This is a genomic window from Allomuricauda sp. ARW1Y1, assembly GCF_013407935.1.
Lineage (GTDB): Bacteria > Bacteroidota > Bacteroidia > Flavobacteriales > Flavobacteriaceae > Flagellimonas.
In genome coordinates this window covers 169,786-195,897 of the sequence record NZ_JACBZU010000005.1, presented here as the reverse complement: position 1 = coordinate 195,897, position 26,112 = coordinate 169,786, and the positions used below count along the sequence as shown (strand labels likewise).

The 26,112-nt window shown below is 44.2% G+C and carries 26 protein-coding genes; 13 read left to right on the top strand and 13 right to left on the bottom strand.

Annotated features, from left to right (window positions below):
• Window position 1 precedes the first annotated feature (1 nt).
• A complete protein-coding gene (yidC, locus tag GGE08_RS13865; protein WP_179385476.1) occupies window positions 2-1,876 on the top strand; it encodes a membrane protein insertase YidC in 1,875 nt (624 codons plus the stop codon).
• Between the two features lie 82 nt (window positions 1,877-1,958).
• A complete protein-coding gene (locus GGE08_RS13860) occupies window positions 1,959-2,507 on the top strand; it encodes a DUF6515 family protein (RefSeq protein WP_179385475.1) in 549 nt (182 codons plus the stop codon).
• A 275-nt stretch (window positions 2,508-2,782) separates the two neighbouring features.
• Here the strand turns inward: GGE08_RS13860 and GGE08_RS13855 are convergent, their stop codons facing one another.
• Window positions 2,783-4,663, bottom strand: a complete 1,881-nt coding sequence (locus tag GGE08_RS13855) for a fasciclin domain-containing protein (protein WP_179385474.1) — start codon at window positions 4,661-4,663, stop codon at window positions 2,783-2,785.
• Between the two features lie 202 nt (window positions 4,664-4,865).
• Here GGE08_RS13855 and mnmA point away from each other — a divergent pair, with 202 nt between their 5' ends.
• The 3 genes from mnmA to GGE08_RS13840 are packed head-to-tail and all read left to right on the top strand — an operon-like array spanning window position 4,866 to window position 7,579.
• On the top strand, window positions 4,866-6,056 hold the full coding sequence (gene mnmA, locus GGE08_RS13850; RefSeq protein WP_179385473.1) for a tRNA 2-thiouridine(34) synthase MnmA: 1,191 nt from the start codon (window positions 4,866-4,868) through the stop codon (window positions 6,054-6,056).
• A 54-nt stretch (window positions 6,057-6,110) separates the two neighbouring features.
• Window positions 6,111-7,052, top strand: a complete 942-nt coding sequence (locus GGE08_RS13845; protein WP_179385472.1) for an NAD(P)H-dependent flavin oxidoreductase — start codon at window positions 6,111-6,113, stop codon at window positions 7,050-7,052.
• A gap of 50 nt (window positions 7,053-7,102) precedes the next feature.
• Window positions 7,103-7,579 (top strand): hypothetical protein, encoded by a 477-nt coding sequence (locus GGE08_RS13840; protein ID WP_179385471.1) that lies wholly within the window; start codon window positions 7,103-7,105, stop codon window positions 7,577-7,579.
• Window positions 7,580-7,657: 78 nt separating this feature from the next.
• Here GGE08_RS13840 and GGE08_RS13835 read toward each other — a convergent pair whose 3' ends face one another.
• The 6 genes from GGE08_RS13835 to GGE08_RS13810 are packed head-to-tail and all read right to left on the bottom strand — an operon-like array spanning window position 7,658 to window position 13,749.
• Window positions 7,658-8,989, bottom strand: coding sequence for a DUF58 domain-containing protein (locus tag GGE08_RS13835; RefSeq protein WP_179385470.1), 1,332 nt, complete (start codon window positions 8,987-8,989; stop codon window positions 7,658-7,660).
• Window positions 8,990-8,991: 2 nt separating this feature from the next.
• The gene (locus GGE08_RS13830) at window positions 8,992-9,975 is read right to left on the bottom strand and encodes an AAA family ATPase (protein WP_179385469.1); all 984 of its coding nucleotides are present in this window, start codon (window positions 9,973-9,975) and stop codon (window positions 8,992-8,994) included.
• Window positions 9,965-11,182, bottom strand: a complete 1,218-nt coding sequence (locus GGE08_RS13825) for a DUF4350 domain-containing protein (RefSeq protein ID WP_179385468.1) — start codon at window positions 11,180-11,182, stop codon at window positions 9,965-9,967. Before GGE08_RS13825 ends, GGE08_RS13830 begins: the two co-directional genes overlap by 11 nt.
• Window positions 11,175-11,903 carry a DUF4129 domain-containing protein gene (locus tag GGE08_RS13820; RefSeq protein WP_179385467.1) on the bottom strand — a complete coding sequence of 243 codons (729 nt, stop codon included), beginning with the start codon at window positions 11,901-11,903 and terminating at the stop codon, window positions 11,175-11,177. The genes GGE08_RS13825 and GGE08_RS13820 overlap by 8 nt, the downstream gene beginning before the upstream one ends.
• Window positions 11,904-12,794 (bottom strand): hypothetical protein, encoded by an 891-nt coding sequence (locus GGE08_RS13815; protein WP_179385466.1) that lies wholly within the window; start codon window positions 12,792-12,794, stop codon window positions 11,904-11,906.
• Window positions 12,778-13,749: a stage II sporulation protein M gene (locus GGE08_RS13810; RefSeq protein WP_179385465.1), complete on the bottom strand. Its 972-nt coding sequence runs from the start codon at window positions 13,747-13,749 to the stop codon at window positions 12,778-12,780. Before GGE08_RS13810 ends, GGE08_RS13815 begins: the two co-directional genes overlap by 17 nt.
• 35 nt (window positions 13,750-13,784) lie before the next feature.
• On the opposite strand from GGE08_RS13810, the gene GGE08_RS13805 reads away from it, so the two are divergent.
• From GGE08_RS13805 to GGE08_RS13790, 4 genes are all read left to right on the top strand, one after another.
• The gene (locus GGE08_RS13805; RefSeq protein ID WP_179385464.1) at window positions 13,785-14,501 is read left to right on the top strand and encodes an RDD family protein; all 717 of its coding nucleotides are present in this window, start codon (window positions 13,785-13,787) and stop codon (window positions 14,499-14,501) included.
• A gap of 2 nt (window positions 14,502-14,503) precedes the next feature.
• Window positions 14,504-15,112: a trimeric intracellular cation channel family protein gene (locus GGE08_RS13800; protein ID WP_179385463.1), complete on the top strand. Its 609-nt coding sequence runs from the start codon at window positions 14,504-14,506 to the stop codon at window positions 15,110-15,112.
• Between the two features lie 197 nt (window positions 15,113-15,309).
• Window positions 15,310-16,455 (top strand): hypothetical protein, encoded by a 1,146-nt coding sequence (locus GGE08_RS13795; RefSeq protein ID WP_179385462.1) that lies wholly within the window; start codon window positions 15,310-15,312, stop codon window positions 16,453-16,455.
• A 10-nt stretch (window positions 16,456-16,465) separates the two neighbouring features.
• A complete protein-coding gene (locus tag GGE08_RS13790; RefSeq protein ID WP_179385461.1) occupies window positions 16,466-16,957 on the top strand; it encodes a DoxX family membrane protein in 492 nt (163 codons plus the stop codon).
• 26 nt (window positions 16,958-16,983) lie between these two features.
• On the opposite strand, the gene GGE08_RS13785 is transcribed toward GGE08_RS13790, so the two are convergent.
• On the bottom strand, window positions 16,984-17,709 hold the full coding sequence (locus tag GGE08_RS13785; protein ID WP_179385460.1) for a peptidylprolyl isomerase: 726 nt from the start codon (window positions 17,707-17,709) through the stop codon (window positions 16,984-16,986).
• On the opposite strand from GGE08_RS13785, the gene GGE08_RS13780 reads away from it, so the two are divergent.
• Both GGE08_RS13780 and GGE08_RS13775 read left to right on the top strand, forming a co-directional pair.
• Window positions 17,708-18,349, top strand: a complete 642-nt coding sequence (locus GGE08_RS13780) for an NUDIX hydrolase (protein WP_179385459.1) — start codon at window positions 17,708-17,710, stop codon at window positions 18,347-18,349. The two genes, GGE08_RS13785 and GGE08_RS13780, sit on opposite strands and share 2 nt — an antisense overlap.
• A 40-nt stretch (window positions 18,350-18,389) precedes the next feature.
• The gene (locus tag GGE08_RS13775) at window positions 18,390-19,211 is read left to right on the top strand and encodes a 1-acyl-sn-glycerol-3-phosphate acyltransferase (protein WP_179385458.1); all 822 of its coding nucleotides are present in this window, start codon (window positions 18,390-18,392) and stop codon (window positions 19,209-19,211) included.
• Here the strand turns inward: GGE08_RS13775 and GGE08_RS13770 are convergent.
• The 3 genes from GGE08_RS13770 to GGE08_RS13760 all read right to left on the bottom strand — a co-directional run bounded on the left by GGE08_RS13770 (window position 19,208) and on the right by GGE08_RS13760 (window position 21,849).
• Window positions 19,208-19,852 carry a hypothetical protein gene (locus GGE08_RS13770; protein WP_179385457.1) on the bottom strand — a complete coding sequence of 215 codons (645 nt, stop codon included), beginning with the start codon at window positions 19,850-19,852 and terminating at the stop codon, window positions 19,208-19,210. The genes GGE08_RS13775 and GGE08_RS13770 overlap by 4 nt on opposite strands.
• A gap of 2 nt (window positions 19,853-19,854) precedes the next feature.
• Window positions 19,855-20,349 carry an RNA polymerase sigma factor gene (locus GGE08_RS13765; protein WP_127139757.1) on the bottom strand — a complete coding sequence of 165 codons (495 nt, stop codon included), beginning with the start codon at window positions 20,347-20,349 and terminating at the stop codon, window positions 19,855-19,857.
• Window positions 20,350-20,421: 72 nt separating this feature from the next.
• Window positions 20,422-21,849 (bottom strand): amidohydrolase, encoded by a 1,428-nt coding sequence (locus GGE08_RS13760; RefSeq protein WP_179385456.1) that lies wholly within the window; start codon window positions 21,847-21,849, stop codon window positions 20,422-20,424.
• 100 nt (window positions 21,850-21,949) lie between these two features.
• Between GGE08_RS13760 and GGE08_RS13755 the strand changes: the two genes are divergently transcribed.
• Window positions 21,950-23,257 (top strand): NAD(P)/FAD-dependent oxidoreductase, encoded by a 1,308-nt coding sequence (locus tag GGE08_RS13755; RefSeq protein WP_179385514.1) that lies wholly within the window; start codon window positions 21,950-21,952, stop codon window positions 23,255-23,257.
• On the opposite strand, the gene xerD is transcribed toward GGE08_RS13755, so the two are convergent.
• Window positions 23,254-24,159, bottom strand: coding sequence for a site-specific tyrosine recombinase XerD (gene xerD / locus GGE08_RS13750; RefSeq protein ID WP_179385513.1), 906 nt, complete (start codon window positions 24,157-24,159; stop codon window positions 23,254-23,256). The two genes, GGE08_RS13755 and xerD, sit on opposite strands and share 4 nt — an antisense overlap.
• A gap of 200 nt (window positions 24,160-24,359) precedes the next feature.
• Entirely contained in the window at window positions 24,360-24,545 is a 186-nt protein-coding gene (locus GGE08_RS13745) for a CsbD family protein (protein WP_179385455.1), read from the bottom strand.
• 266 nt (window positions 24,546-24,811) lie between these two features.
• On the opposite strand from GGE08_RS13745, the gene GGE08_RS13740 reads away from it, so the two are divergent.
• The gene (locus GGE08_RS13740; protein ID WP_179385454.1) at window positions 24,812-25,831 is read left to right on the top strand and encodes an AI-2E family transporter; all 1,020 of its coding nucleotides are present in this window, start codon (window positions 24,812-24,814) and stop codon (window positions 25,829-25,831) included.
• Window positions 25,832-26,112 lie beyond the last annotated feature (281 nt).

The window sequence follows — 26,112 nt, the reverse complement described above, 5'->3', positions numbered from 1 at the left end:
CATGGAAGAAAAGAAGCTGGATATTAAATCCATTATTGGATTTGTACTGATTTTTGGGATACTCATTTACATGTTTTACCAAAATCAGCCTACGCCAGAAGAGTTGGAGGCACAAAAAGCCGAGCAGGCAAGAGTTGAGGCGGAAGAGGCCCAGGCACAAGAAGAAGCGACCAAAAAGGCTCCCGTAAAAGAAGTTAAGACCATCGACCTGAGCGATTCCACAGCGGTGGCACAATACAAAAGCACGGTAGGTGCCTTTGGATTCACCCCCACAAGGGAGGGAACCACCCTTTTGGAAAATGAAGTGCTTCAACTGGAAGTTTCCAATAAAGGCGGACAGATCGTGGAGGCTAAAATGAAGAATTTTGTTACCTACGATTCCGTTCCCGTGTATTTGGTGAAGGATGGCAATGCCAACTTTGCATTGAATTTTACTACGACAGACAATAGAGTGCTCAACACCGCAGACCTATATTTTGAGCCGTCATTGTCCCAAAGTGGGGACAATCAAGTACTTTCCATGAAGGCCAAAGTGGCCAGTAACCAATACTTGGAGTATCGGTACGAAATGAAACCCGACGAATATTTGGTGGACTTTACCGTTCGTTCCCAAGGATTGAATGGAGTTTTCAATACCAGCAAACCAGTGACCTTGGAATGGGACTTGAAAGGAATCCGACACAACAAAAGTGTCCAATACGAAAATCGATATACCCGTTTAACCTATAACCACGACGATGGAAACATCAGCAAGCTGTCGGAAAGCAGCGATTTTGATGAGGAAACCGAAGTGGACGTCAAATGGTTGTCCTACCGTCAGCACTTTTTTAGTTCCATCTTGGCAACTGATAACCATTTTAAGACTGCCGATTTGACCTCTACCAACTTGGTGGAGGAAGAAAGCAAGGAGTTGCAATTTACCAAGGCTTATACCACAAGGGCTCCTTTGGAGTTCCAAGGTGGAGAGATTTCACAAAATATGTATTGGTACTACGGTCCTACGGATGTTAAGGTCTTGGATGACTACACCGATTTGGGTCTAGCGGATTCCATTCCTTTTGGATGGGGTATTTTCGGGTGGATCAACCGCTACGTATTTACACCGTTCTATACCTTTTTGAGTTCGTTCCTGCCATATGGTATCGCCATTATTATCATGACCATTTTGGTTCGATTGGCACTTTCGCCCGTTACCTATAAGTCCTACTTGTCGCAAGCGAAGATGAAAGTATTGAAACCAGAGATTACCGAAATCAACGAGAAGTACAAGGATAACGCCATGAAAAAGCAGCAAGAGACGATGAAGCTCTACAACAAAGCCGGGGTGAGCCCCATGAGCGGTTGTGTGCCAGCTTTATTGCAGTTGCCCATTTTCTACGCGCTCTTCATGTTCTTCCCCACATCGTTCGCGCTGCGCCAAAAATCGTTTTTATGGGCCGAAGATCTATCCTCTTACGATACCATTTTTGAACTGCCATTTACCATACCATTTTATGGCGATCACGTATCCCTGTTCCCGATTTTGGCTTCCGTAGCGATTTTCTTTTACATGCAGATGACCACAGGGCAGAGCATGCAGATGCAACAACAGCCCGGGATGCCGAACATGAAGTTCATTATGTACCTATCGCCCATTATGATGTTGTTCTTCTTCAACAACTACGCAAGTGGGTTGAGTTTGTACTACTTTATCTCCAACTTGATTACCATCTTTATTATGTTGGCCATCAAGAATTACATCTTGGATGAGAATAAAATCCATGCCCAGATTCAGGAGAACAAGAAAAAGCCCAAAAAGGAAAACAAGTTCCAGCGTAAAATGCGCGAAATGATGGAACAGGCCGAGGAACAAAAGAAATTAGGGAAGCGGAAATAATTTTCTGTTGAATTTTAGGTAACCCGATTAAACCTTTGGCATCAAACGATGTCAAAGTGGGGTTAACCATTAATTCAATACTATGAAAAATATGAGATTGGCTCTTTTGCTATTTGCGTTCCTCGCTTTGGGAACTACCGATTATGTAGAGGCCCAAGTAAGGCGAACCCCTGAAGAAAGGCGAACCGTAAGAAGAAAAGTACGTCGCCATAACCGACGTGTGGTCCGAAGGACGCTTAGACGCCTGCCTGCAAACACCAGACCTTTGGTATTCCGAAATGTGACCTACTATCCCGTGGGCGGAATGTATTTTGTGAAACGACGGGGAGTATATGTTCGTGCCTTTCCAGCCAGAGGACTCCGTTTAAGGGCATTGCCCATAGCTGCCGTCCGTATCGTTGTTCGAGGCGTTCCTTATCAGTACGCAGACGGTGTATTTTATATGGAAAAGCAAGGTGAGTACGAAGTGGCTGCCCCTCCGGTTGGTGCCGTGGTAAACGAACTGCCAGAAGATGCCGAGGAAATCGACTTTGATGGAGTGACCATGCACGAACTGAACCAAGCGGTCTACAAAGAAGTGGAAAACGGGTATGAGATTATCGAGGTGTTGGAAGAAGAGCCTCAGGAGTAAAGCAAATTCATATACTACACATTACTACATAAAAAAACTCCCTCAAGAAGGTCTTGGGGGAGTTTCCATTTACAGGTTTAGTTTGGAAAGATTTGGGACTCCAAAGATGCGGCATAACCTGCACCCAAAAAATTAAAAGTTGTAAAACGGCTCCTTTTTGTGGGTAACCATTCCCTAGTTGATGTGTCATCGACGAACGGTAATATCCATTCGATAAAAAGCCCCCTCAAAACAAATTGAGGGGGCTTTTGGCACTATCTATGATTCAATTTTAATTAGTTCATTGTATCGGGAATCAATACGGTGTTCACGGCATGGATGACACCATTGCTGGCTTGTACATCCACAGCTATAATACCGATGCCTGTGTTTCCGGCTCCGTCGGTAATATCGGCAATGTTATCACCGGTTCCTGGCAAGTTGATGGTGATGTCGTCACCTTCCAAAGTGGTTGCTGTCGCACCATCGGACAAGTCTCCAGAACGTACATTGGCACCCGATACTACGTGGTGTTGCAATACGCTGGTCAACAAGCCACCATCGATATCTGCCAATCCATTCCACATATCGTTGCTATCCAATAGGGCTTGGAAAGCGTCGTTGGTAGGAGCAAATACAGTAAATGGTCCTGCACCGGACAAGGTGGTCACAAAGTCAGGCTGTCCTTCAGCGGTCAACGCAGCCTGTAGGGAGTCAAATGTTGGGTCGGCAACCGCAAAGGTGACTACGGTTGGCAAATCGATTACAGCATCAACGGTATGGATTACTCCGTTGCTGGCAACGATATCGGCAGTCACGACGTTGCTTATTCCGTTCAGTGTCACACCATCATCGGTATTGATATATAAGCTTAAATTCTCATCAGCAGCAAATTCGGCAGCTGTGTTCACATAAGAATTAGTCAAATCAGCGGAGAATGCAGCGGCTCCAACAACTACGTGATTGGACAAGATAGCATTTAAATCATTGGAATTTGGATTGGTAAATGCACTGAAGGCATCGTTTCCAGGGGCGAACACGGTAAATAGCTCTTCTTCGTTGGATAGCAAGTCCGTGAACGTGGTGTTTCCGCCATCGGTCAATGCGCCTACCAAAGAGGTAAGTCCTGGATTGGCAACCGCATGGTCAACAATATTTGGTATGTCGATTACGGCATCCACTACGTGAACAATACCGTTCAAGGCTTTAACGTCTGGTGTCACTACGGAGGATACTCCGTTAAAGGTCACACCGTCGGACGTATCGAAGAATAGGCTAACCATTTGGTCTCCTGCTCCAGTTGCCATTGTACTGGTGTAGCCAGAGCCAAGTGTGGTCAAGTCAGTGGAAGTTACCTCACCACTGATCACGTGGTTAAGTAGTACATTGGTCAAGACATCCACTGGAATATCTCCTAGGGCAGCTCCGTCAAGGAAGTTTTCAAAGGCTTCATCGGTTGGGGCCAATACGGTAAAGGGTCCATCACCTCTTAATACGGAAGGAAGGTCACCATTGGCAGCAGTCAAAGCAGCAACCAAATTTTCTAGGTTTTCGTTTCCAATGGCCAAATCGGTGATTGGAACCAAAATAACGTCGGCCAAAGCGTCCAAAACGGCTTGTGGCAATAATACTTTATCTATAATATGTACAACTCCGTTGGATACCTCAATATCCGCAGTGGTCACTTCCGCAGGAGTGTCGGTAGCATCTTGAATGAAAACTCCCCCTTGTGTAGACACTTGAACAGTAGAACCTTGTAGGGTAGTAATGGTCTGTCCATCGCTTAAATCGGTAGATAGTACGGAGGCATCGGCCACCACATGATAGGTCAAGATAACGGCAAGCAAGTCTTGCAACTGTTGTGAGTTAAAGTCATCCAAGGAATCATAGCCGTCCAATTGTGCCAATAAATCGGTAAAGGCTTGATTGGTGGGGGCAAATACGGTAAAAGGTCCTTCTCCACTTAGGGCGGTTATCAAATCATTGTTCGCACTTTCGTCCGCTTTTTGAAGGGCGGCCACAAGGGAACTCAATTCTGAAGTGGCCTGTGCCGCTTCTACAATGTTGTCACCTGTCTCCTCTGGTGGAGTGGGTCCGTTGTCGTCATCAGAGCACGAGGTGAACCCAATGAACAGTAATAATAACGTAAGTCGGGATAATTGTTTTAAAGTTTTCATGTTGTCTATAGATGTTTGTTTAACTATTTAAATCTATAATTAAACAATCCAACAACAATAGTGTTTAACATTTTTGATTAAAAATTTAACAAAATATAGATTTATTAACGTTTGATAGACCATTAGGACACTTTTGGTTTAAGACATCCTTATCATATTATATAAGCATCAATTTGTATTTTTGTAGCCTTAAACCAAGTTGATGAAAAAGGTTGTTGTAGGACTTTCGGGAGGAGTTGATTCCAGTGTGGCCGCCTATTTGCTCAAAGAGCAGGGATACGAAGTCATCGGGCTATTCATGAAGAATTGGCATGATGATTCCGTGACCATTTCCGAGGAATGCCCTTGGTTGGAGGATAGCAACGATGCGTTGATCGTAGCGGAAAAGTTGGTTATCCCTTTTCAAACCGTTGATTTGAGCGTGGAATATAAGGAGCGTATTGTGGATTATATGTTTAACGAATACGAAAGGGGACGAACGCCTAATCCCGATGTGCTATGCAATCGCGAAATCAAGTTTGATGTCTTCTTAAAAATTGCCCTGCAATTGGGGGCTGATTATGTCGCGACCGGACATTATTGTAGAAAAGGGACCATTCAAAATGCCGATGGAACCGAAACATATCAGCTCTTGTCCGGAAAAGACCCCAATAAGGATCAATCCTATTTCCTATGCCAACTTTCCCAAGAACAGCTCTCCAAGACCTTGTTTCCTATCGGGGAACTCTTGAAGCCTGAAGTAAGAAAGATTGCTGCAGCAAATAATTTGATTACGGCCGATAAAAAAGATTCGCAAGGATTGTGTTTTATCGGAAAGGTGCATTTGCCCGAATTCCTTCAACAAAAATTAAGGCCCAAAAAAGGAGTCATTGTTGAGGTACCCAGTGATGCCCATCAATTTGCCACTGCAGTGCCCAAGTTCCAAAACGAAAGGGAACGATTGTTGTTCCAAGCCGAGAAACCCGTTTACGCAGAAACGGATGGAAAGGTCGTGGGAGAGCATCAAGGCGCACATTACTTTACCATTGGCCAACGCAAAGGCCTGAATGTGGGGGGAACAAAGGAGCCGTTATTCGTAATCGATACCGATGTGGACAAAAATATTATTTACACAGGGCAAGGCAAATCACATCCGGGTTTGCTCAGGAATACCTTGTTCATTAAAGAGGATGAGCTGCATTGGGTACGCCCCGATTTGGCCCTCGATGTAGATGGCAAAATGGAGGTGATGGCCCGCATCAGGTATCGTCAGCCGCTCCAGTCCGCAACGCTCTACAAAGTAGAGAATGGCTTGTTTGTCGATTTCAAGGAAAAACAATCTGCCATTACCGAAGGTCAGTTTGCTGCGTGGTATGTGGAGGATGAGCTGATAGGGTCCGGGGTAATTTCCTAAGGGCAATACTGCTTAAATTTGATTATTTTGCTGAAAACTTGAAGAACCGTTTTCATGCACAACAAAATCACAGAACTTTTCGGAATCGAATATCCCATCATCCAAGCAGGAATGGTTTGGGCCAGCGGTTGGCGTTTGGCCTCTGCAGTGTCCAATGCCGGAGGACTTGGGCTTTTGGGCGCAGGAAGTATGTATCCCGAAGTGTTGGAAGAGCACATTATCAAATGTAAAAAGGCAACCGACAAGCCTTTTGGGGTGAACGTGCCCATGCTCTACCCGGACATCGAAAAGTTGATGGACATTATTGTAAAGCATGAGGTGAAGATTGTATTTACTTCCGCCGGAAACCCGAAAACATGGACCTCATTTCTGCAGGAGAAGGGTATTACCGTGGTGCATGTGGTGAGTAGTGTAAAGTTTGCCCTCAAAGCACAAGAAGCGGGTGTGGATGCCATTGTGGCCGAAGGTTTCGAAGCCGGTGGGCACAATGGGCGCGACGAAACCACGACCATGGTACTGATTCCTTCCGTAAAAGAAAAAATAAACATTCCCCTCATCGCTGCTGGGGGTATTGCCACGGGACGCGCTATGTTGGCGGCAATGATCTTGGGTGCCGATGGTGTCCAGGTAGGGAGTCGTTTTGTGGCATCGCCCGAAGCCTCTTCGCACCCTCTTTTTAAACAACGCGTGGTAGATGCCCAAGAAGGGGAAACCCAATTGACCTTGAAAGAGCTTGCCCCGGTACGTTTGCTCAAGAACAAGTTTTATAATGATGTCCAATCCGCTTACGCCAAAGGCGCCACTACCGAAGAGCTAAAAGCTTTGTTGGGTAGGGCCCGCGCCAAAAAAGGTATGTTCGAAGGGGATATGGAAGAGGGTGAACTTGAAATTGGCCAGGTATCCGGTTTGATACATCACATTACCCCTGCGGCGGATATTGTCGCGGAACTTTTGGATGAATACCGTAAGGCCAAAGCCGAAATATGCGGCAATTGATGGCTTGGGCAAAAAGTTTCGGAAACTTTTGATATATTTAGCCCAGCGCAATGAGAACACTAATCCCCACACTACTCTTTTTTGTGCTCGCCTCGCATTGCCATGGGCAAGTGGAGCGGGACAAAGCACTCCATTTTTTGGGTGGCAACCTCTTTGGCTTGGCCGGAGCTGGAATTGCCAAACAGGCCTCCGATGGTAACCGTATCTGGACTTTTGTAGGTTCGGTAGCGGGAAGTACCTTGATAGGACTGGCCAAAGAAACCGTAGATGCCGGACAGCAAAATAATGGATGGGACAATGATGACCTAGCCGCTACCATTTTGGGCGGTGTCACCGTTGGGGTAACCATCGACCTATTTGCCAAGAAGGATGATAGAAGACGCCTACGGGGAAGGTATTCCAAGCTTGATTTGAAAAGAAAAAAACGATGGGTACAGCCCCAATCCGAATTTGTGCTGTTGGAAGGCAAACTTCCTTCTTTGCAAACCTTGGGCCTCTCTAACCACGAATTTACCGCGAAACAATAACCGATATCTTCTTTGTCATTGCCTAGGCAACTATTCATTGCAAAAGCAAACTTTTATCTTGGCGATGGACATGGCTCTTTAAATTATTCCCCTTGCCTTAATTTCCAAGTATTTATTGATGGTGTTCACGGTCAGTTCCTCAGGTTTGGTCAGAATGGTCTGGATGCCATACTTCTGAAGTTCTTTTTGCATCAACCGTTTTTCCAGGGAAAATTTTTCGGCAATGGTCTTGTGGTAAATGGCCTGAAGATTCTCCGCATCTTCCGCAATAAGGGATTCCAATTCTGTATTTTCAAAGAAAATAACTACCAGAACATGTTTTTTGGCCATGGCCAAAATGTAGGGGAGTTGGCGTTTGAGCCCAGAGATGTGCTCAAAATTGGTGTACAACAGTAACAGGCTTCGTTGGTTTACCTTTCGTTTGACATGCGCGTACAACAATCCAAAATCCGAATCCGAATAATCCGTAGCCACGTTGTACAGACTTTCCATGATCGTATTCAGGTGGGTGATTTTTTGGACCGCGGGAACAAAGGTTTCAATGGTTTTGGAAAAGGTCAGCAATCCTGTTTTATCGTTTCGTTTGAGGGCCACATTGGAAAAGGCCAGTGCAGAATTGATAGCATAGTCCAATAGGCTCAATCCCCTAAAAGGCATTTTCATCACCCTCCCCGTATCGATAACGGAATAGATGGGTTGCGACCGCTCATCTTGGTATTGGTTTACCATCAATTGGTTTCGTTTGGCGGTGGCCTTCCAGTTGATGGTCCGCACATCGTCCCCTTTGATATATTCCTTGATTTGCTCAAACTCTTGGGTATGGCCTATTTTTCTGATTTTTTTGAGCCCGAACTCGGTCAATCGATTGCTGGTGGCCAAGAAATCGTATTGTTGCATTTGGATGATGGACGGGTATACGGGCACCATCTGGTCCTTTTGGAACGTAAATTTCCGTTTGATGATACGCAAGGGAGAGGATGCAAATACAATCAGGTTGCCGAACACATACTCACCACGCTCCACAGGCCGTAGCGAATATTCAAATAGATAGGGCTCTCCTTTTTGTAGATCCGTATGGTGTTCAAAATCCCTTTTTTGAAATTGAACAGGTAACTCGTCTATGATGCTGACCAAGGTTCTAAAGGGAAACTGGGAACTGAGGTGTATGGATAGTTTGTTTTCGTCGCTGTTGGAAAGTTTCTTGGGCAGATTTCGATGCGCCTTGATGCCATTTTTTGTGCTATACAGCCAGTATAGGTCAAAAAAGAACAGCGCCAGCAAAAGGTAGACCAGCAGCCAAGCAACCGGATAAAGCAAAGGCACCCAAAACGAGATGACAAAGCATGCGGAGAGCATGGCAAGATACCAGAAGAAGCTATTGTGTATGTACAACGACCGAAGAAAAGCCATGCTTATCTGGGAATTTCAACGGATTCCATGATCATGGTGACCACATTTTCGGTGGTCATGCCCTCCATTTCCCGTTCCGGGGTCAAGATGACCCTATGGTTTAAAGCGGGTACCAAGGCTTTTTTTACGTCTTCGGGCATCACAAAATCACGGCCGGCGATGGCAGCAAAGGCCTTCGCTGCCGTCAGCGTTGCAATGGACGCCCTTGGTGAGGCACCTAGATACAAATGCGGATGGTTTCTTGTTCTGGTAATGATGTTTGCGATGTAATCCAATATCTTTTGCTCCACCACCACTTCATGGATGTTTTTTTTGAACTCCATAAGCTTTTTGGGGGTGAGCACCGCCTTGATTTGATCTTGGGGCTTTTCCCCCTTTCGTTCATGATGGTTTTGCAGAATAGTGATTTCCTCTTCCACTGAGGGGTAATCCACTTTGATCTTAAATAGGAAACGGTCCAATTGCGCTTCTGGCAGGGCATAAGTCCCTTCCTGTTCAATGGGATTTTGGGTCGCCAGGACCATAAAGGGCTCTCCCATTTTGTAGGTGGTCCCATCCACAGTGGCCTGACGTTCTTCCATGGTCTCAAAAAGGGCGGCCTGTGTTTTGGCCGGAGCTCTGTTGATCTCGTCGATCAATACAATATTGGAAAAAATCGGCCCTTTTTTAAATTCAAATTCGGTGGTCTTGGTATTGAACACCGAAGTTCCCAAAATATCGCTGGGCATAAGGTCGGGAGTAAATTGGATGCGGTTAAAATCCGTTTTAAGGGTCTTGGCAAACAACTTGGCCGTTACGGTTTTTGCAATTCCCGGGACACCCTCGATTAAGGCGTGGCCATCGGAAAGCACGGATACAATCAAAAGCTCGATAAAATCCTTTTGCCCCACGATGATAGTGGCCAGTTCCTTTTTTATCTGGTCTACGGTGTCCCGCAATTCTTCCAAGGGGACCCTGCTGTCAAAATTCAAGTCGTTATTTTCCATCAACGTTTGCTTTAAATGCTTCTATTTTTTGATTCAGATTTTTCAGTTCGGTTTCAGTGACCATTGATTTGGAACGGAGTTTATCCATCAGTTCCATCAATTTTTCAACATCCTCTAAAGATGTATTGCTCCGCATGGATACATTTTTCAAGAATGTTTCGTCCTTCAGGTCTTGGGTCGAAACATGTAGTTTGGACCTGAGATACTCCAAAAAGTAATCAATTTTATGCTTGGTGATCAAGTGTAGCTCCCCTTTTTCAAAATACATATCGGCAATGGTGCGGGTAAAGGCCAAGGTTTGGTTTTTTACCGGTGGTACAACTGGAATGGCCCGTTGCTTTCGTTTGCCTTCAAAAATGATATACACCAAGGCACCAATCAGTACCAGATAGTAGGCCCATCTAAATTCCTTGGTATTCAGAAATAGGTACATGGGTGAAGTGTAAAAGGATTTCCCTGATTTATGGAAATTGTCCATATAAATGTTGCCTCCTCTTTCCAAATAGGATAGGAGTCCGGCGGTATAAGTTAGATGGTTATCCTTTAGGATAAAGTAATTGGTAAAGGCCTTGGGAAAGCAGGTCAGTATAATTTCTCCATTCCCAAAACCCTGTTTTATGGTATTGACGTGCTTGGAAAGCGTCTCCGTGCTATCAGTTCTGGTGTATACTTCCCCAAGAACTACGGTGCGCAAGGTGTCCAATTGATCAAAGCTATTGGTGTAATAATCTCTTTTGAATTCAAATTTTTTGTTCTGGAACTTTGGGTTGGTGAGTTCAAGATAGAAAAGCGGCTCCAACGAACCCTCGTTGTACACATTGATTTGTTCCAAGTGCAATGTATCCAGCAGTTTTTGCTCAAAATACTCCGACGCCACAAAGAGTTGATTGCCCTGACCCACCCAATTCAAAATGGCATTGAGCTCCGCTTCCTCAAAAGCAACGGTTTCATTTACGAAAAAGTAGGAGCCCTGTACCGAATCCGTACGCGTAAGAAACTCAAAGGGCGGCTTTTGGACTTGTTGGACAGCATTGGGAAATGCTTTTTCCATCAAATCGTTCAGCACATAAGTTCCATAAGGTATTTTGTGATGGGAAACATAGGAAGGGAACCAATTGATGTCCTTGGGTTTGTTGTATTCCAACAAAAATATGCCCAGTAAGGTCAACAGTCCGATGATGATATAGATCCGTCCTTTTTTAGTCATGGGCAATGGCATTTTGTAAGGAGGTAAAAACGGTTTCTGCTTTCGTGTACCGGTCTTGGTCGATGCTAAACTCCCCGTACCAAATGTAATCGTAAAGCACCGTTGCGCGCCCAAAGTCGGCGTAGTGTCCGTTTTCGGATAGTTCGGTCAAGTAATCGTCGTTGGTTTTTTGTTGTTGCCAATCAATAATGTCGCGCTCGGAGAGCAATTGCAGGATGTATAGGTAATGATATCGAATGGCCAATCGGTAATTTTGGTTGGACAAGGCATTTTTGATCAGTTCGCGTATATCCTCGTTTTTGATGATGTGCTCATCTTCCGATAAGGAGACTACGTTCGGGTTTTTGGTGCCCTTTCCCCAGCCCATCATGTTGGACCGTACAAAAAAGCGGATGACCAGATACAGGAAAAGGGCCAGCAAAAGATAAGGGAGTATTTCGAAAAAGATAGCCAAAAAGCCATCGGCATTGCCCACTCCAAAAATCCATTCGAAAAAGCGTCGTAATATGTTGTAGAACCAATTCATTATATCGGTCCACCAGGTGCTTTCCGTTTTTATTTCCTCATAATCAAAGGCAGGATCTTCTTGGTAGGCCTCAAAATCTTCCTGGCTGAATTCAATGGGCGCAATATCTGAATCATCATACTTGACCACGGAATCGTTCTGGGCAACTAATGTCCACGATAGCAATAGGCAGGATACGATCAGGATAATTCGCATTTATTCCTCCGATGATTTTCCAAGATTTTCAATGCGTTCAAACGTACCGGTAAAATTCTTTTTCTCGTTGAGGTTGAAAAATATGAGCGAAGTGGCCACTAAAAAAATGATGTTCATCAGAAACTGCACCAATGAACTGAGAATATTCAAAAACAGATAAATGGGGTCATTAAAAACATTCATGTTTTCGGCATCCATTTCCCCGGAAAACACGCCCATTTTGATCCACATATAAATGATGGAGGGCAAACTGAAGGCATAAGAAGCGATGGCTACAATGATGTATATGACAAATAGTGTGGCAAAGGTAATCCACCAGTTTTCCTTGATCAGGGTAAAACTGTACTGGTAGGATTCCATCGCGTCTTTTTTAAGGAATACCAAAATGGCAAAGGAAATCGATAGTGGAACTGCCAGGTAAATCCCGGGTATAATGCAAAAGAAAATACCGACTATTACGGACAGCCCAACTAGGATGCCGAGTCCGATAAGCGACCAAAAGGAGCCATAGACCCCGCTGCGGATTTCATCATAATTTGTTGTCCCGTTATGGTCGATGTACGATTTGATGTAGTGTAGCACAGTACCTTGAGCCAAAACGTAGGCAGCTATGGAGCTAAACAGCATAGCGGCCACGGCCAGCAGCATTATGAAGGGCGAATAGGTGGAGATGGAAGCGTTTCCGATGTTCCCCAGATTAATAATATCTCCTACGGTGTACATATAGAACCCCATGGAAATCAGCATGGCCAAAATGTAAGGGCCCACGATTTTTAAAATGGTACCAAAAAAGGGTTTGAACTCGTTTCGGATAAAAACGAAGGAATCGGATAGGATTTCCCCCAATTCACGCTGCTTTTTAAACTCGATGAACTTATTCTCTGTCTGCATGAGTGGTTTTTCTATGGATTTGGTTTGGATATATAATGTAATAATAGATAATCAATGACAACGAGCCCACTATGATGAAAATTGCCAACCAGTCCGGCATTTCGGTATGTCGGGTAACGTACCCTTCCAAAAAACCGGCAATGATAAAAAAAGGAACGGTACTCACCATAATTTTAAGGCCATTCTTAACACCGCGTTTAAAGGATTCCAATCGGGTATAAGTGCCCGGAAATAGCATGCCATTGGCAAGTACCAATCCGGCACAGCCTGCAATGATGATGACGGAAATCTCAATGGTACCATGGATCCAAATCGTACGTGCCGATTCCCAAAGCAGGCCCTTTTCATAAAAAAAATATTGAAAACTGCCCAACATAATACCGTTCTGCAACATAATGTACAGGGTACCCACACCCAAAAATATTCCGAAGGCAAAGGCATAAATGGCCACCTTGATATTGTTAATGGTAATGCCCAAAAACATATTGAAGGCGCCTTGTTGTTTGTAAACCGCCATGGGGTCTCCCTTTTCAATATTTTCCAAGGTCATGTTCACATACCCGTTGCCGAGAATGGACCGCACAAAATCCCCCTCGTTGGCCGATGAGAATGCCCCAACTACCACAAAAAAGGCAAATACCAAAAATGAAACGAGCAGTTCTCGATGATGGTGCTTGAACATGATGGGGAATTCGGTTTTCCAAAAATGGACAATACGGTTTCTGGATTCCCGTTTGGTCTTGTAGATTTTCTGGTGCGCTTGGGAGGCAAGTGAATTGAGATAAATTTGTGTGTTGCTGCCCGGATAAAACGTCTTTGCGTAACTCAGATGGTCCGTGATCTCAATATAAAGATCGGAAAGCTCATCGGGATGAAGTTGGCCCTTATCGATCAGGGCATTTTCAAAAGCGGCCCATTTATCCTTATTTTGCCTAATAAAAGCGGCCTCGCGCATTAAATTCGATGGTTTGTAAGTAAAGAAACTAAAATATGGAACAATTTCAAATAGAAACGGCCCAAAATATAACCATCAGCCAAAACACATCGCATTTGGGAGAGCGCATGTTGGCGTACATCATCGATAGTTTTATTATCCTGTGTTACTCTATTTTGATCATTGTTCTTTTGGTTTCGATGGATATCGATATAGATGACCAGTGGGCCTTTTATTTGATACTTTCCCTCCCGGCTTTTTTTTACTATTTGCTGTTGGAGACTTTGATGGACGGAAAAACCATCGGAAAAGGAGCTATGAACCTCCGCGTGGTAAAGTTGGACGGTTCCAAGCCCAATTTTGGCAATTATTTTGTACGATGGGCCCTGCGGATCATCGATGTGTCGCTCACCTCGGGGGGTGCCGCTGTACTCACTATTTTGATACGTGGCAAAGGACAGCGTATCGGAGATATTGCGGCGGGTACCACCGTGATCAGCGAGAAAAAAAGGGTGTCGCTAAACGATACCTTGCTCAGGGAGCTGCCCGATGGCTATCAACCCACCTTCCCACAGGTAACCGTTTTTAAGGATAGCGAAATGCGGACCATCAAGGAGCTTTATGATCAAGCCAAACGTGATGGCAATCATAATATCATCGTCTCGTTGGATGCTCGGATCAAGAAAGTCTTGGGCGTTCAAACCGCATTAAAACCGATTGAATTCGTGGATGTGATCATCAACGATTACAACTACTACACACAAAACATGTAACTATGCTCTACCTCACCATCGATATTTTGGGTACGATCGCTTTTGCTATTTCAGGAGTGTTGGTCGCTATGGAAAAGCGTTTGGACCTGTTTGGGGTGCTGATCATTGCATTTGTGACCGCGATTGGTGGTGGAACCTTGCGCGATCTGTTGATAGGCAATACTCCCGTGGGCTGGATGCACGACCTAACCTATGTGATCACCATATTTATTTCGGTGGTCTTTGCCATTATTTTTGTGAACAAGCTTAAATATTTGAGAAAATCCCTCTTCCTTTTCGATACCATAGGTATTGGACTTTACACCATGGTAGGTGTCGAAAAAGGACTTGAAGCACAGCTTTTGCCTATCATGTGTGTATTCCTGGGCACCATGACGGCCTGTTTTGGTGGGGTGATCCGAGATATCTTGTGCAACGAAATTCCAGTGATCTTTAGAAAGGAAATTTATGCCACAGCCTGTATTTTGGGTGCTTTGAGCTACTTTTTGATTGTGCAGCTTCCGGTTAAGGAGGAGTTCGCCTATATCGCAGGTATTCTAGTTGTCATCATCCTCAGATTGCTTGCGGTCAAATTCAAGATAAGCTTACCGAGCATCTATAAAAAGATTTAGGTTCGATTCCCTATAACCATTTCACAAGCTTGCTTAGCTGTTGCTTAGCGCCATTAACCTCCCATTAGTCATTATTACCATTTCGTTAGTCGCGATCATTGATGTATACCGCTACTTTGGCTCCCGAGCAAATTTAGTAACAACCATGGGAGTGCGATGTAGGTATCCGTACCCCAACAACCAATCAAAAGTCAGGTATGAAAACTTCACGATCATTAATCATTTTTTGTTTAGGGGTGATTTCATTTGTTGGAATCCAAACAATAAAAGCCCAGGGCTGTGTGGCCATTCGCCATTTTTCCTCCTGTGTGGGAAACACCTTGGAAAACAATCTATTGGGGCCCGGGGATATCCAAATTGGGAGCAACTATCGCTATTTCAAGTCCTTTCGCCATTTTAGGGGTACCGAAGAGGAGCCGGACAGGGTCTCCAATGAGACCGAAGTCATCAACCACTCCCATTCTTGGGACTTCTTTTTAACCTATGGTTTCTCCAATAGATGGTATGCGAGCATAACCATTCCAACCGTTATCAATACACGTTCTTCGCTTTACGAGCATGGTAGGAACGAGCGAAATACCACTTTTTCAAGAGGTCTTGCGGATATCAGGGTAGGTGTGGGCTACTGGCTGTTCGATTTGGAAAAACACCAAAATGGTAACGTTGCCGTTGGACTTGGGGTTAAACTGCCAACAGGCAGTTATAATGCTTCGGATATATTTTACAATGTTGGACCCGAGGGTGGTCCCCAAGTTAGGCCGGTGGACCAAAGTATCCAACCCGGTGATGGCGGTTTTGGGATTACCTTGGATTTTCAGTTTTACCAAAAGATTGCCGAACGCTTTTTTGCCTACGGAGGTGGTTTTTATTTAATCAACCCAAGGGAGACGAATGGAACCCGGACCTTTAGGGAAACCTTAAGCCCGATTCTACAAAATGAAGCCATTATGGCCGTTCCGGATCAGTTTTCCGTTAGGGGAGGATTTAGTCATGCGCTGAGCAACACCATATCGGCCTCCTTGGGCGTACGCTATGAAGGTGTTCCGGTAAAGGACCTTATTGGAGGGAACCAAGGATTTCGAAGGCCAGGAAATGTACTGTCCGTTGATCCAGGAATCGCGTTTATGAAGGGTAATTTTGCCCTCAACCTGAATGTTCCTTTCGCAGTGAGACGGGAGCGTCCGCAGAGTGTCACCGATTTGGAGACGCAACAAATAACGGGAGAGCCGAGAATGGGCGACGCCGCCTTTGCCGATTATTTGATCAACGTAGGGGTTTCCTATCGTTTTGCGAGCAACAAGGTAAAAGTTGATCCCGAACTCATGAACGAATTCAATAACTAAAAAAAACTATATGGGAGATACCGTCAAAAAGCGATTGTTGTCAATTTCTATGGGTATCGTATATCTCTGGTTCGGGGCATTAAAATTTGTCCCGAGCCTGAGTCCTGCCGAAGAATTGGCAAAAAATACCATCCACCAGCTCACCCTGGGCCTTATTCCCGATAGGGTTTCTCTTTTTGTGTTAGCAACCTGGGAAGTAGGCGTGGGATTATTATTGTTGCTCGGGCTATGGAAACGACAAGCTGTAATCTTGGCCCTAGCCCATATGGTCTGTACCTTTTCGCCCCTTATCTTTTTTCCCGATGATGTATTTGGTGAGGCACCTTTGTCCTTGACCTTAGTGGGTCAGTACATCATGAAGAACTTGATTATTGTAGCGGTACTTTTTTCGATTTATGAAAGAAGGCCCATTAAAGAAAAATCAGTCCCAAAGACCATGGAACCCAAGCCAGTACTGTTCTTGTATGTGCTGGCGCTCAAGAATAGATTCAAAAAAGGCTAAAATGGCGGTTATTGGGTAGGGGGTGCCTACAGAACCTCTGCTTTCAAAATATATACGTTCTTGAATGGCCAGTCTCCATCACCTACGGGAACGTTGTTAATGGCATCTACCACATCCATCCCATCGATCACCCTTCCAAATGGTGTGTAAGATCCGTCCAAATGGTAAGATCCTGGATCGGTCACTACGATAAAAAACTCATAGGGAGAGGCCAATTTATGCGGATTGTCACGTTCACTGCTGGGCATGGAGATAGTGCCTCGGTGGTGTTTATGCCCCTTCTTTGCATCTGGAGGCAATAAATAGCGACCTATTTTTCCTCTTTTTCGGGCCGTTCTTTTGTCATCGGAATTACCTCCTTGAATAATGAAATCTTTAACTACCCGATGGAATTGGGTGCTGTCAAAATATTTTTGTCTCGCCAAATAAATGAAGTTGGCCTTGTGGTAGGGCACATCATCATAGAGTTGCACGGTAAAGCTCCCCATGGTGGTAGTAATCTTTACCTTATCCATTTTTAGCTTTTTGGAGTAATCAAAAAAGAAGTCGATGGCATTTTCCTCGGTCAACTGAAAGGGTTCCTCTTCTTCTTCCTCTTCAATGGAGGTCGTATCTATCTGAGTTTTGGTGACCGTGTCGGATTTTGAGATATTTTCCCCAACTTTGTCCTTGTCCTTTTTAGGGGATTCTCCGCAGGAAACGATTAGAAAAAGAAATAAGATTGCAGGTAAAGCCGATTGTCTCAACAGCATGGATTTTAATGAATTTTGTCAAAGTGCCCTAAAATTAAAAAATCTCCCACTTCCAGGGGAGCAATCGCACCATAAAATGTCCCCGGAGCTTCGAATCGAATGGTTGAAGAAGAATCGATGGGAGGACATGAACCCCAAACGGGCTGGGGTAATGGCGTTGTTTTATCCTGATGTAGAGCGGCAGACACGTTTATTGTTGATTCTTCGTAAGGTGTATCAGGGCGTCCATTCCAATCAGATAGGCTTTCCGGGCGGAAAGGTGGAACGGATAGACAAAGATCTGATGGATACCGCACTCCGGGAAACCCATGAGGAAGTAGGGGTGCCACCAAGCGATGTTGAGGTGATCAAAGAGCTTAGTGAGGTGTATATCCCGCCCAGTAATTTTTTGGTAAGGCCGTTTATGGGGATTTACCATAATCCGCAACCCTTCATTAAAGAAGAGGCAGAGGTGGAGCGTTTGGTAGAGGTATATCTCAGGGATTTTCTGGACGATGCCAACCATATTCAAGAAATTTTGAGTACTTCCTATGCCAAAAACATCAACGTACCTGCCTTTAAATTAAATGGTTATACGGTTTGGGGCGCCACAGCTATGATGTTGAGCGAGATCAAGGAACTTTTGCGGCAAGTGCTTTAATGGCGATTTCGTAAATTTGCGGTTACAATCAACACAAAATATGGGTCTGTTCAAGAAAAATCCTTTTGGTCATATTTTATTTTTAAAGAGATGGCTAATTCGAATAGCCGGTATGATGACGCACCAACGCTATAAAGGATTCAATACCTTGGAAATCGAGGGGTCCCAAATTATTCGCGACCTCCCGGAGAACAATGTTCTTTTTGTAAGCAATCACCAAACCTACTTCGCCGATGTGGTGGCCATGTTCCATGTTTTTAATGCCAGTTTGAGCGGTAGGGAGGACAACATCAAAAATTTGGGCTATTTATGGAACCCCAAACTGAACATTTATTATGTTGCAGCAAAGGAGACCATGAAAAAGAGCCTGCTGACCAAGATTTTGGCCTATGCAGGGTCCATAAGCATTGAAAGGACATGGCGGGCAGATGGGCAAGAAGTGAACAGACAGGTAAAGTTCAGCGACATTTCCAACATAGGAAAAGCGCTTAACGATGGTTGGGTAATTACCTTTCCACAAGGCACCACCACTCCATGGAAACCGCTCCGTAAGGGTACGGCACATATTATCAAAAAATATAAACCAGTAGTTGTACCTGTAGTTATCGATGGTTTCCGCCGGTCGTTCGATAAAAAGGGACTTCGGGTCAAAAAGAAAGGGATTCTCCAATCCATGCACATCAAGGAACCTTTGGACATCGATTACGATAATGAGTCCATCGAAGCTATTTTGGAAAAGTTGGAATACGCCATTGAGCAACATCCTTCCTTTTTAAAGGTAATCCCACAGGCGGAATTGTTGGCCTATGAAGAGGAAAATCAAAAAAGGCGATACAGCTACAAGGGCAAAATTGACGGTTAGACTTCCAGACGTTTAAGTTCGTTGTAGTTTTTTCTCAGCTTTTTCAGTAAAATTCCATATAGTAATTTGTAGAACAGCCAGATGATGAAGAGCCCTACAGCCGTAAGGGCAATGGAGGTAATAATGATCAATGCCCAAAACTCGGTGCTGTCCCCATCCTGTGCCGCAGCCTGGACGATTTCTTGACCCTCCGGAGTGTACAGCAGGACACCGTATCCGTAGATAATGGCACTTACGGTAAAGATGATGAGGTTGAACCATACATATTGGGTCACCGTGCGTTTTACCTTTAAAATGGTCCGCATCATGACCCTGGATGAATCTGTAAAGGAAATTTTTCGGTAATTGGTATAGAACTTATAGATAAAGTAAAGGATGATGGCGTAGTTGAAGACATTTAGCAGCATGACCACTTTGTAGATGTGCATGTCCTTTAATTCCTGCATGGTCTCTGGGCCACTGAAAATGATATTGATGCCCGCCCAGAACACAAATTCTATGATACTGATATAAAAAATCCACTTTACTATGGATGATGATTTTTTCTTCATCATCGGGTAAATCTGCTCATAAGACAACTTGGGAAGGTCTGCCTCCCGCTTCTGCCAATCCTTTTTCAAGAGCTCCAGTTCATCCAACATAATCACGGATTTAGAATTGTTTTTAATTTTGTTTTCACTCTGCTCATCTTCACTCTCGCATTCACTTCTGTTATACCCAAGGTTTCGGCTATTTCGGAATAGTCTTTGTCCTCCAGATAGAGAAACACCAATGCTTTATCGATGTCGCCAAGCTGTTTAATGGCATCGTACATGAGTTTTAATTGGCGTTCCTCCGTATCGTCGTACTCTTTGGCCTTGATTTTGTAGAGTACCGAATCAAAATCTTGGGTCCTCACCCTTTTTTTGGATTTTCGGTACAAGGTAATGGCGGTGTTCAATGCAACACGGTACATCCATGTACTGAATTTGGCATCGCCACGAAACTTTGGGTACGCCTTCCATAACTGTATGGTAATCTCTTGGAACAAATCTTGGTGGGAATCCTTGTCGTTGGTATATAGGCTACACACCTTATGGACAATGTTCTGATTGTCCTCAAGTTCCGTCACAAAACGATGTTCCAGTTCCTTGTTCACTTAAATGGTTGGTGAGTTTGCTTTACCTATTAGTATATCCAACTGCTAATTTGTTACAAGGATTCCCAAAAACTATTTTCGATAATCCAATGCAGGGGGTCTATTGCCCAGCATAGGTACGTATTTGAAGTCTTTTCCCCTTCGCTCTTCCAATTCCTTTTTGGCCGCTTCCACTGTTTTGGGGTTTTCAAAAATATCCATAGCCGTTAATGCAATTGTTTTTGCGGCGACCATCATTCCTTTGGAACCAATGCTCATGCCTCCAGCTGCGACTGCTTGCCAACTGTGTGCAGGTGTACCTGGCACCCAAGTGGCGGCTCCCAGCCCGGCAGTGGGTACTGTATAGCTAACATCACCGACATCGGTAGAGCCAAACGCTTCTGCTGTTTCTTTGTATGGTTGCACGGTTTCTGCCATTTCCATATTAAGCGTTTTGTTGCCCAAGCTTTTCGATATTTTTTCAGCAAAGGCCTTTTCTTCCTCGTTATAGGTAACACCGCCAACCTTTACCAGATTGTCGTGCATCATTTTTTGCAAAGTAAGGTTGGGAAGCAGTTCGTGGGTTCCTCCGATCATTTCGTATTCCATGGTGGTACCTGTACCCAAAGCAGCACCTTCAGCGGCTTTTACCATTCTATCAAAGATATCGACTACCACATCTCTGGTATTGTGTCTCGCATAGTAATATACTTCGGCAAAATCGGGCACAACGTTGGGCGCCTCGCCGCCTTCGGTTATCACATAGTGGATTCTGGCATCTTCCGGTACATGCTCTCGCATCATGTTCACCATATAGTTCATAGCCTCCACACCATCCAATGCAGAACGACCCATTTGTGGTGCTGCTGCCGCATGGGCTGAAATGCCATAGAATCTGAATTTGGCCGATTTATTGGCCAAAGCGGCACCTGCACTTGCTGCATTTGCGGAACTTGGGTGCCAGTGCAAGGCTACATCCACATCATCAAAAACACCTTCGCGCACCATATATACTTTTCCAGAGCCCCCTTCCTCGGCAGGGCATCCATAAAAGCGGATGGTTCCCTTTATGTTATTCGCTTTCATCCAATCCTTTACGGAAATGGCAGCAGCTGTGGATGCGGTTCCGAACAGGTGATGGCCACAGGCATGCCCAGCTTCTCCACCAGCAGATTTTTTTTCTGGAACCGCCTCTTGCGACAGTCCGGGTAGGGCATCATATTCCCCCAATATTCCGATGACAGGATACCCAGAACCATATTCGGCCACAAATGCCGTTGGAATCCCGGCAATTCCTTTTTCTATGGAAAAACCTTCGGCAGCAAGGGTCTCCTGCAATAGTGCTGAACTCTTTTCCTCCAAATAGCCCATTTCGGCAAGACCCCAGATAGTGTGGGCAATTTCGCTATAGGTCTCAGCTTTTGCGTCCAATTGTTTTAGGACATCATTCTTCTTTTTTTGGGCATTAACGGACAAGGTGCATAGTAGTAATAGGGCACCCAAGGGAAGAAGTTTTTTCATCGGTTGAAGTTATTTTGAGTTAGACACTAAAGATACAAAAAAACCATCCTGACATGGGTCGCTGTAGTGCGGAATACGTAAATTTGTGGGTATGTCGAGCATGAACATTCCTCAATCCAGTTTTCCAAGAGTCGTTATCATAGGCGGCGGTTTTGGAGGCATAGCACTAGCCAAGAAATTAAGCAAGAAAGAAGTACAGGTGGTGTTGTTGGATAAACACAATTACCACAATTTCCAACCTTTATTGTATCAGGTGTCCACTGGAGGGCTGGAACCGGATTCGATTGCATACCCTATCCGAAAGGTATTGCAGGGATATCCCAACTTCTATTTTCGATTGGCCCAGGTCAAAGAGGTGAACACAGAGGCCAAGCTGGTCAAGACCAACATCGGTGAAATAGCCTACGACTATTTGGTCGTGGCCACTGGGTCCGAAACCAATTTTTTTGGAAACAAAGCATTGGAGGCCAAGGGTATGGCCATGAAGACCATTCCGCAGTCGCTAAACTTACGTAGTCTTATCCTAGAGAATTTCGAGCAAGCCCTTTTAACGGATGACCTCCATGAAAGGGATGCCCTTATGAACTTTGTGATCGTTGGGGGTGGACCCACGGGAGTGGAACTTGCCGGGGCCCTGGCCGAAATCAAAAAAGGAATCCTGCCCAAGGATTATCCCGATCTGGACACCCGTAGAGCCCAAATCAATTTGGTGCAGGCAGGCGACAGGCTGCTGCCCGCCATGAGCGAAGTAGCCTCCCGAAAAGCGGAGAAGTTTTTGGAGGAATTGGGAGTGAACGTTTGGAAAAATATTCGGGTCACCGATTATGATGGCAAACGGATAACCACCAATACCAACACCATTTTCGATGCGGAAACCTTGGTTTGGGCGGCAGGAGTTAGGGCGGTGAGTCTGAAAGGTTTGTATGGGGCCAATTATCTGAGCCATGGCAACAGGTTGCGGGTAAATGAATTTCACCAAGTGGAAGGGTTCGAGAATATCTTTGCCATTGGAGATGTGGCGCAAATGACCACCGAGGCTTTTCCGCATGGACATCCGATGATGGCACAGCCTGCCATGCAACAAGGCAGAAATTTAGGGGATAATTTGGTGCGTCTGGTTGAAGGTAAATCCATGAAGCCCTTTGTTTATAAAGATAAAGGAAGCATGGCCACTGTTGGCCGGAACAAGGCGGTTGTGGATTTGCCCAAGTTTAAATTTCAAGGCGTGTTCGCTTGGTTCGTATGGATGTTCGTCCACCTGTATTTTCTGATCGGTTTTAGGAACCGCGTAGTGGTCTTCATCAATTGGGTTTACAATTATGTCCGATTTGATCGTGAGGCCCGATTGATAATCCGGCCGTTTAAAAAACAGAATAAAGTGGAAAAGGATACCTTAATGCGTGATTAATCTTTTTTTCTCCTTGGATGAAACTCATTAAGAACCTTGCTTAAATGTGAACGGTTTACGTGCATGTACACCTCGGTGGTGGTGATGCTTTCATGGCCCAACATTTGTTGAATGGCCCTCAAATCGGCTCCGTTTTCCAGTAGATGGGTCGCAAAGGAATGCCGAAAGGTGTGTGGACTGATGTTTTTCTGCAATCCCACTTTTTCAGCAAGTTGCTTTACAATAGTGAAAATCATGGCACGAGTTAGCTGTTTGCCCCTTCGATTCAAAAAAACAATATCCTCGTGTTCCTTTTGAATGGGTAAATGTACACGCACCTCATTTCGATATATGTTGATGTATTTCTGGTTGATGCCGCTAATGGGAACAAAGCGCTGTTTGTTGCCCTTGCCCGTCACTTGGATAAAATCCTCATCAAAATAAAGGTCGGATAGTTTGAGGTTGATGAGTTCGGAAACACGCAGACCACAGCCATACAGGGTTTCGATAATCGCCCGGTTACGCTCGCCTTCTGGTTTGGAGAGGTCGATAGCGGCAATCAGGCTGTTGATTTCTGTTTCGGAAAGGGTGTCTGGAAGTTTGCGTCCAATTTTTGGGGTCTCGATCAAATCCATGGGGTTGTCTTCCCGGTAATCCTCAAAAACCAAATAGTTGAAGAATCCTTTCAAACCGGAAATTATCCTGGCCTGCGTTCTCGGGGTAACCACTTTGGCAATGCTGTAAATAAATTCTTGAACTGTTTCTCTGCGAATATGGACCGGTTTTTCGGCAATGGAGTATTCGTCCAGATAACTTTGGAGCTTTTCCAAATCCATGGTGTAGTTCACAATGGAGTTTGGAGAGAGCCCTCGCTCTATCTTTAAGTAATTTTGATAATCCTTAATCGCCTGCTGCCAATTCATCATCACAAATATATATCAACCCATGGTACTCTTAGGTTGATTTTTGTGTAGTTCAATTTTGTTTAAAGATAAATGGATTATGGAACTGTGCTTATACAGGTATGATTATTTCACTTAGATTCTTCGGTTCAACGGTAAATCGATTTTAAAATAAAAAACCCGTCGCGAGACGGGGACTTTTTATTAGAAAAGGAAGGGAATTATAAGCTTTCGATTTCCTTTTTTAATGCTTCTTTGGATTTTCCTGTTTTCTCTTGTACCCTTCCGAGCATCTCTTCGAATTTTCCTTCGGAATAAGAAAGGTCGTTATCGGTTACCTCCCCATATTTTTGTTTAAACTTTCCTTTTACTTGTTTCCATTTGCCTTCTAGCTGATCAGTATTCATATGTTTTGTTTTTAATGATTAATACTGTAAGTAAACTAAGGCGTGAAGCTTAAATTATTTAACGTCAATCCTTTAATTGTTAACGCAATAGCATATTCTGAATCAACTTAAAATAGTTTTAAGGGCAATAAAAACCTTGAATGGGGTAAGCTGATCATGTTTGTTTTTTCAATTTGGCCATGTTTTGTGATGGTCATTACACAAATGAAACCCATCAACCTAAACTGATTCAATCACGCGCAATCGTAACAATCTACAGATAATAGATGAAACAAATACCCCCCAAAATAGTACGACAGATTTTTATCCTTCTCTTGATTCTTTTGATGGCGGGGTTGATTTTCTCGGAAATTGCTCCCTATTTCTCGGGTATTCTAGGTACCATTACTTTGTTTGTCCTTTTAAAAAGGCCCATGGAAAAATTGGAGGACAAGGGATGGAATTCCACATTGTCTGCAATTCTTTTAATGTTGACCTCCTTTTTTATCATTCTACTTCCCATAGCAGGAGCATTTTTTATGCTTGGGAAAAGAATCCGTAAGGCCGCGGAAAATTCGGAGCAAATAACCTCCATGATCAAATCCCAATTGCAAACGCTCGAAGATTACGTAGGATTCAGGCTCACTTCCCAAGTGGATGCCTCTGCGGTAACGGAATGGCTTACCTCAAATTTACAGGGACTTGCGGGCGGTACTTTTAACGCGGTCATAGCAATTTCCATAATGTACTTTCTATTGTTTTACATGCTCACCAATCAAAAAAAGTTATACGAATCGCTTTATGAGTACATACCTATCGGAAATCATAATTTGAAGATAATCGGGGATGAGGTAAGGGAAATTGTCCGTGCCAATACCTTGGGAATTCCTTTGGTCGCTTTTGCACAAGGGGTCGTGGCCTTAATAGGTTTTCTGATTTTTGGTGTTGACAATGCCCTTTTTTGGGCCATTATGGTCACCATTGGTTCCATGATTCCCTTTGTAGGTAACCTATTGGGTACATTACCCGTATTTGTGTTGTCCCTGTCCAATGGTAATCATTTTCAGGCTTGGGGTGTCTTGTTATATGGGTCCATAGTGGTAGGATCTACCGATAACCTTATTCGATTGTACATCCTTAAAAAACTCGATGATGTTCACCCACTTGTAACCTTGATCGGGGTTTTGGTGGGTATCCCTTTATTTGGATTTATAGGTCTGATTTTTGGGCCGTTGCTGGTCAGTCTGTTTTTGGTAATCGTGCGTATTTATAAAAGAGAATATGGAAAGGGGGAAACTGAACCCTGATCAAAATGTGAGGTTATTCCTAGCGATTTTTTGATTTCATCATGCTGGAATAGCTATCATCAACACCATAAAACTAATTGCAAAAAACCTTCTGTTGATCGGGAAGGGGCATTGGTCAATTCAAAAGGGGCATCCGTCAATTGGCCACTTCCAACATGATTTATTTTGCTACTTTTCGGCAAGCAAACCATGCTGCATTTTAGAATGAAAGAATTTTATAGGAAAAATATTACAAAAGGTACTTTTTTGGTCATCCATGCGTTTTTCAGGTAGAAAAAATA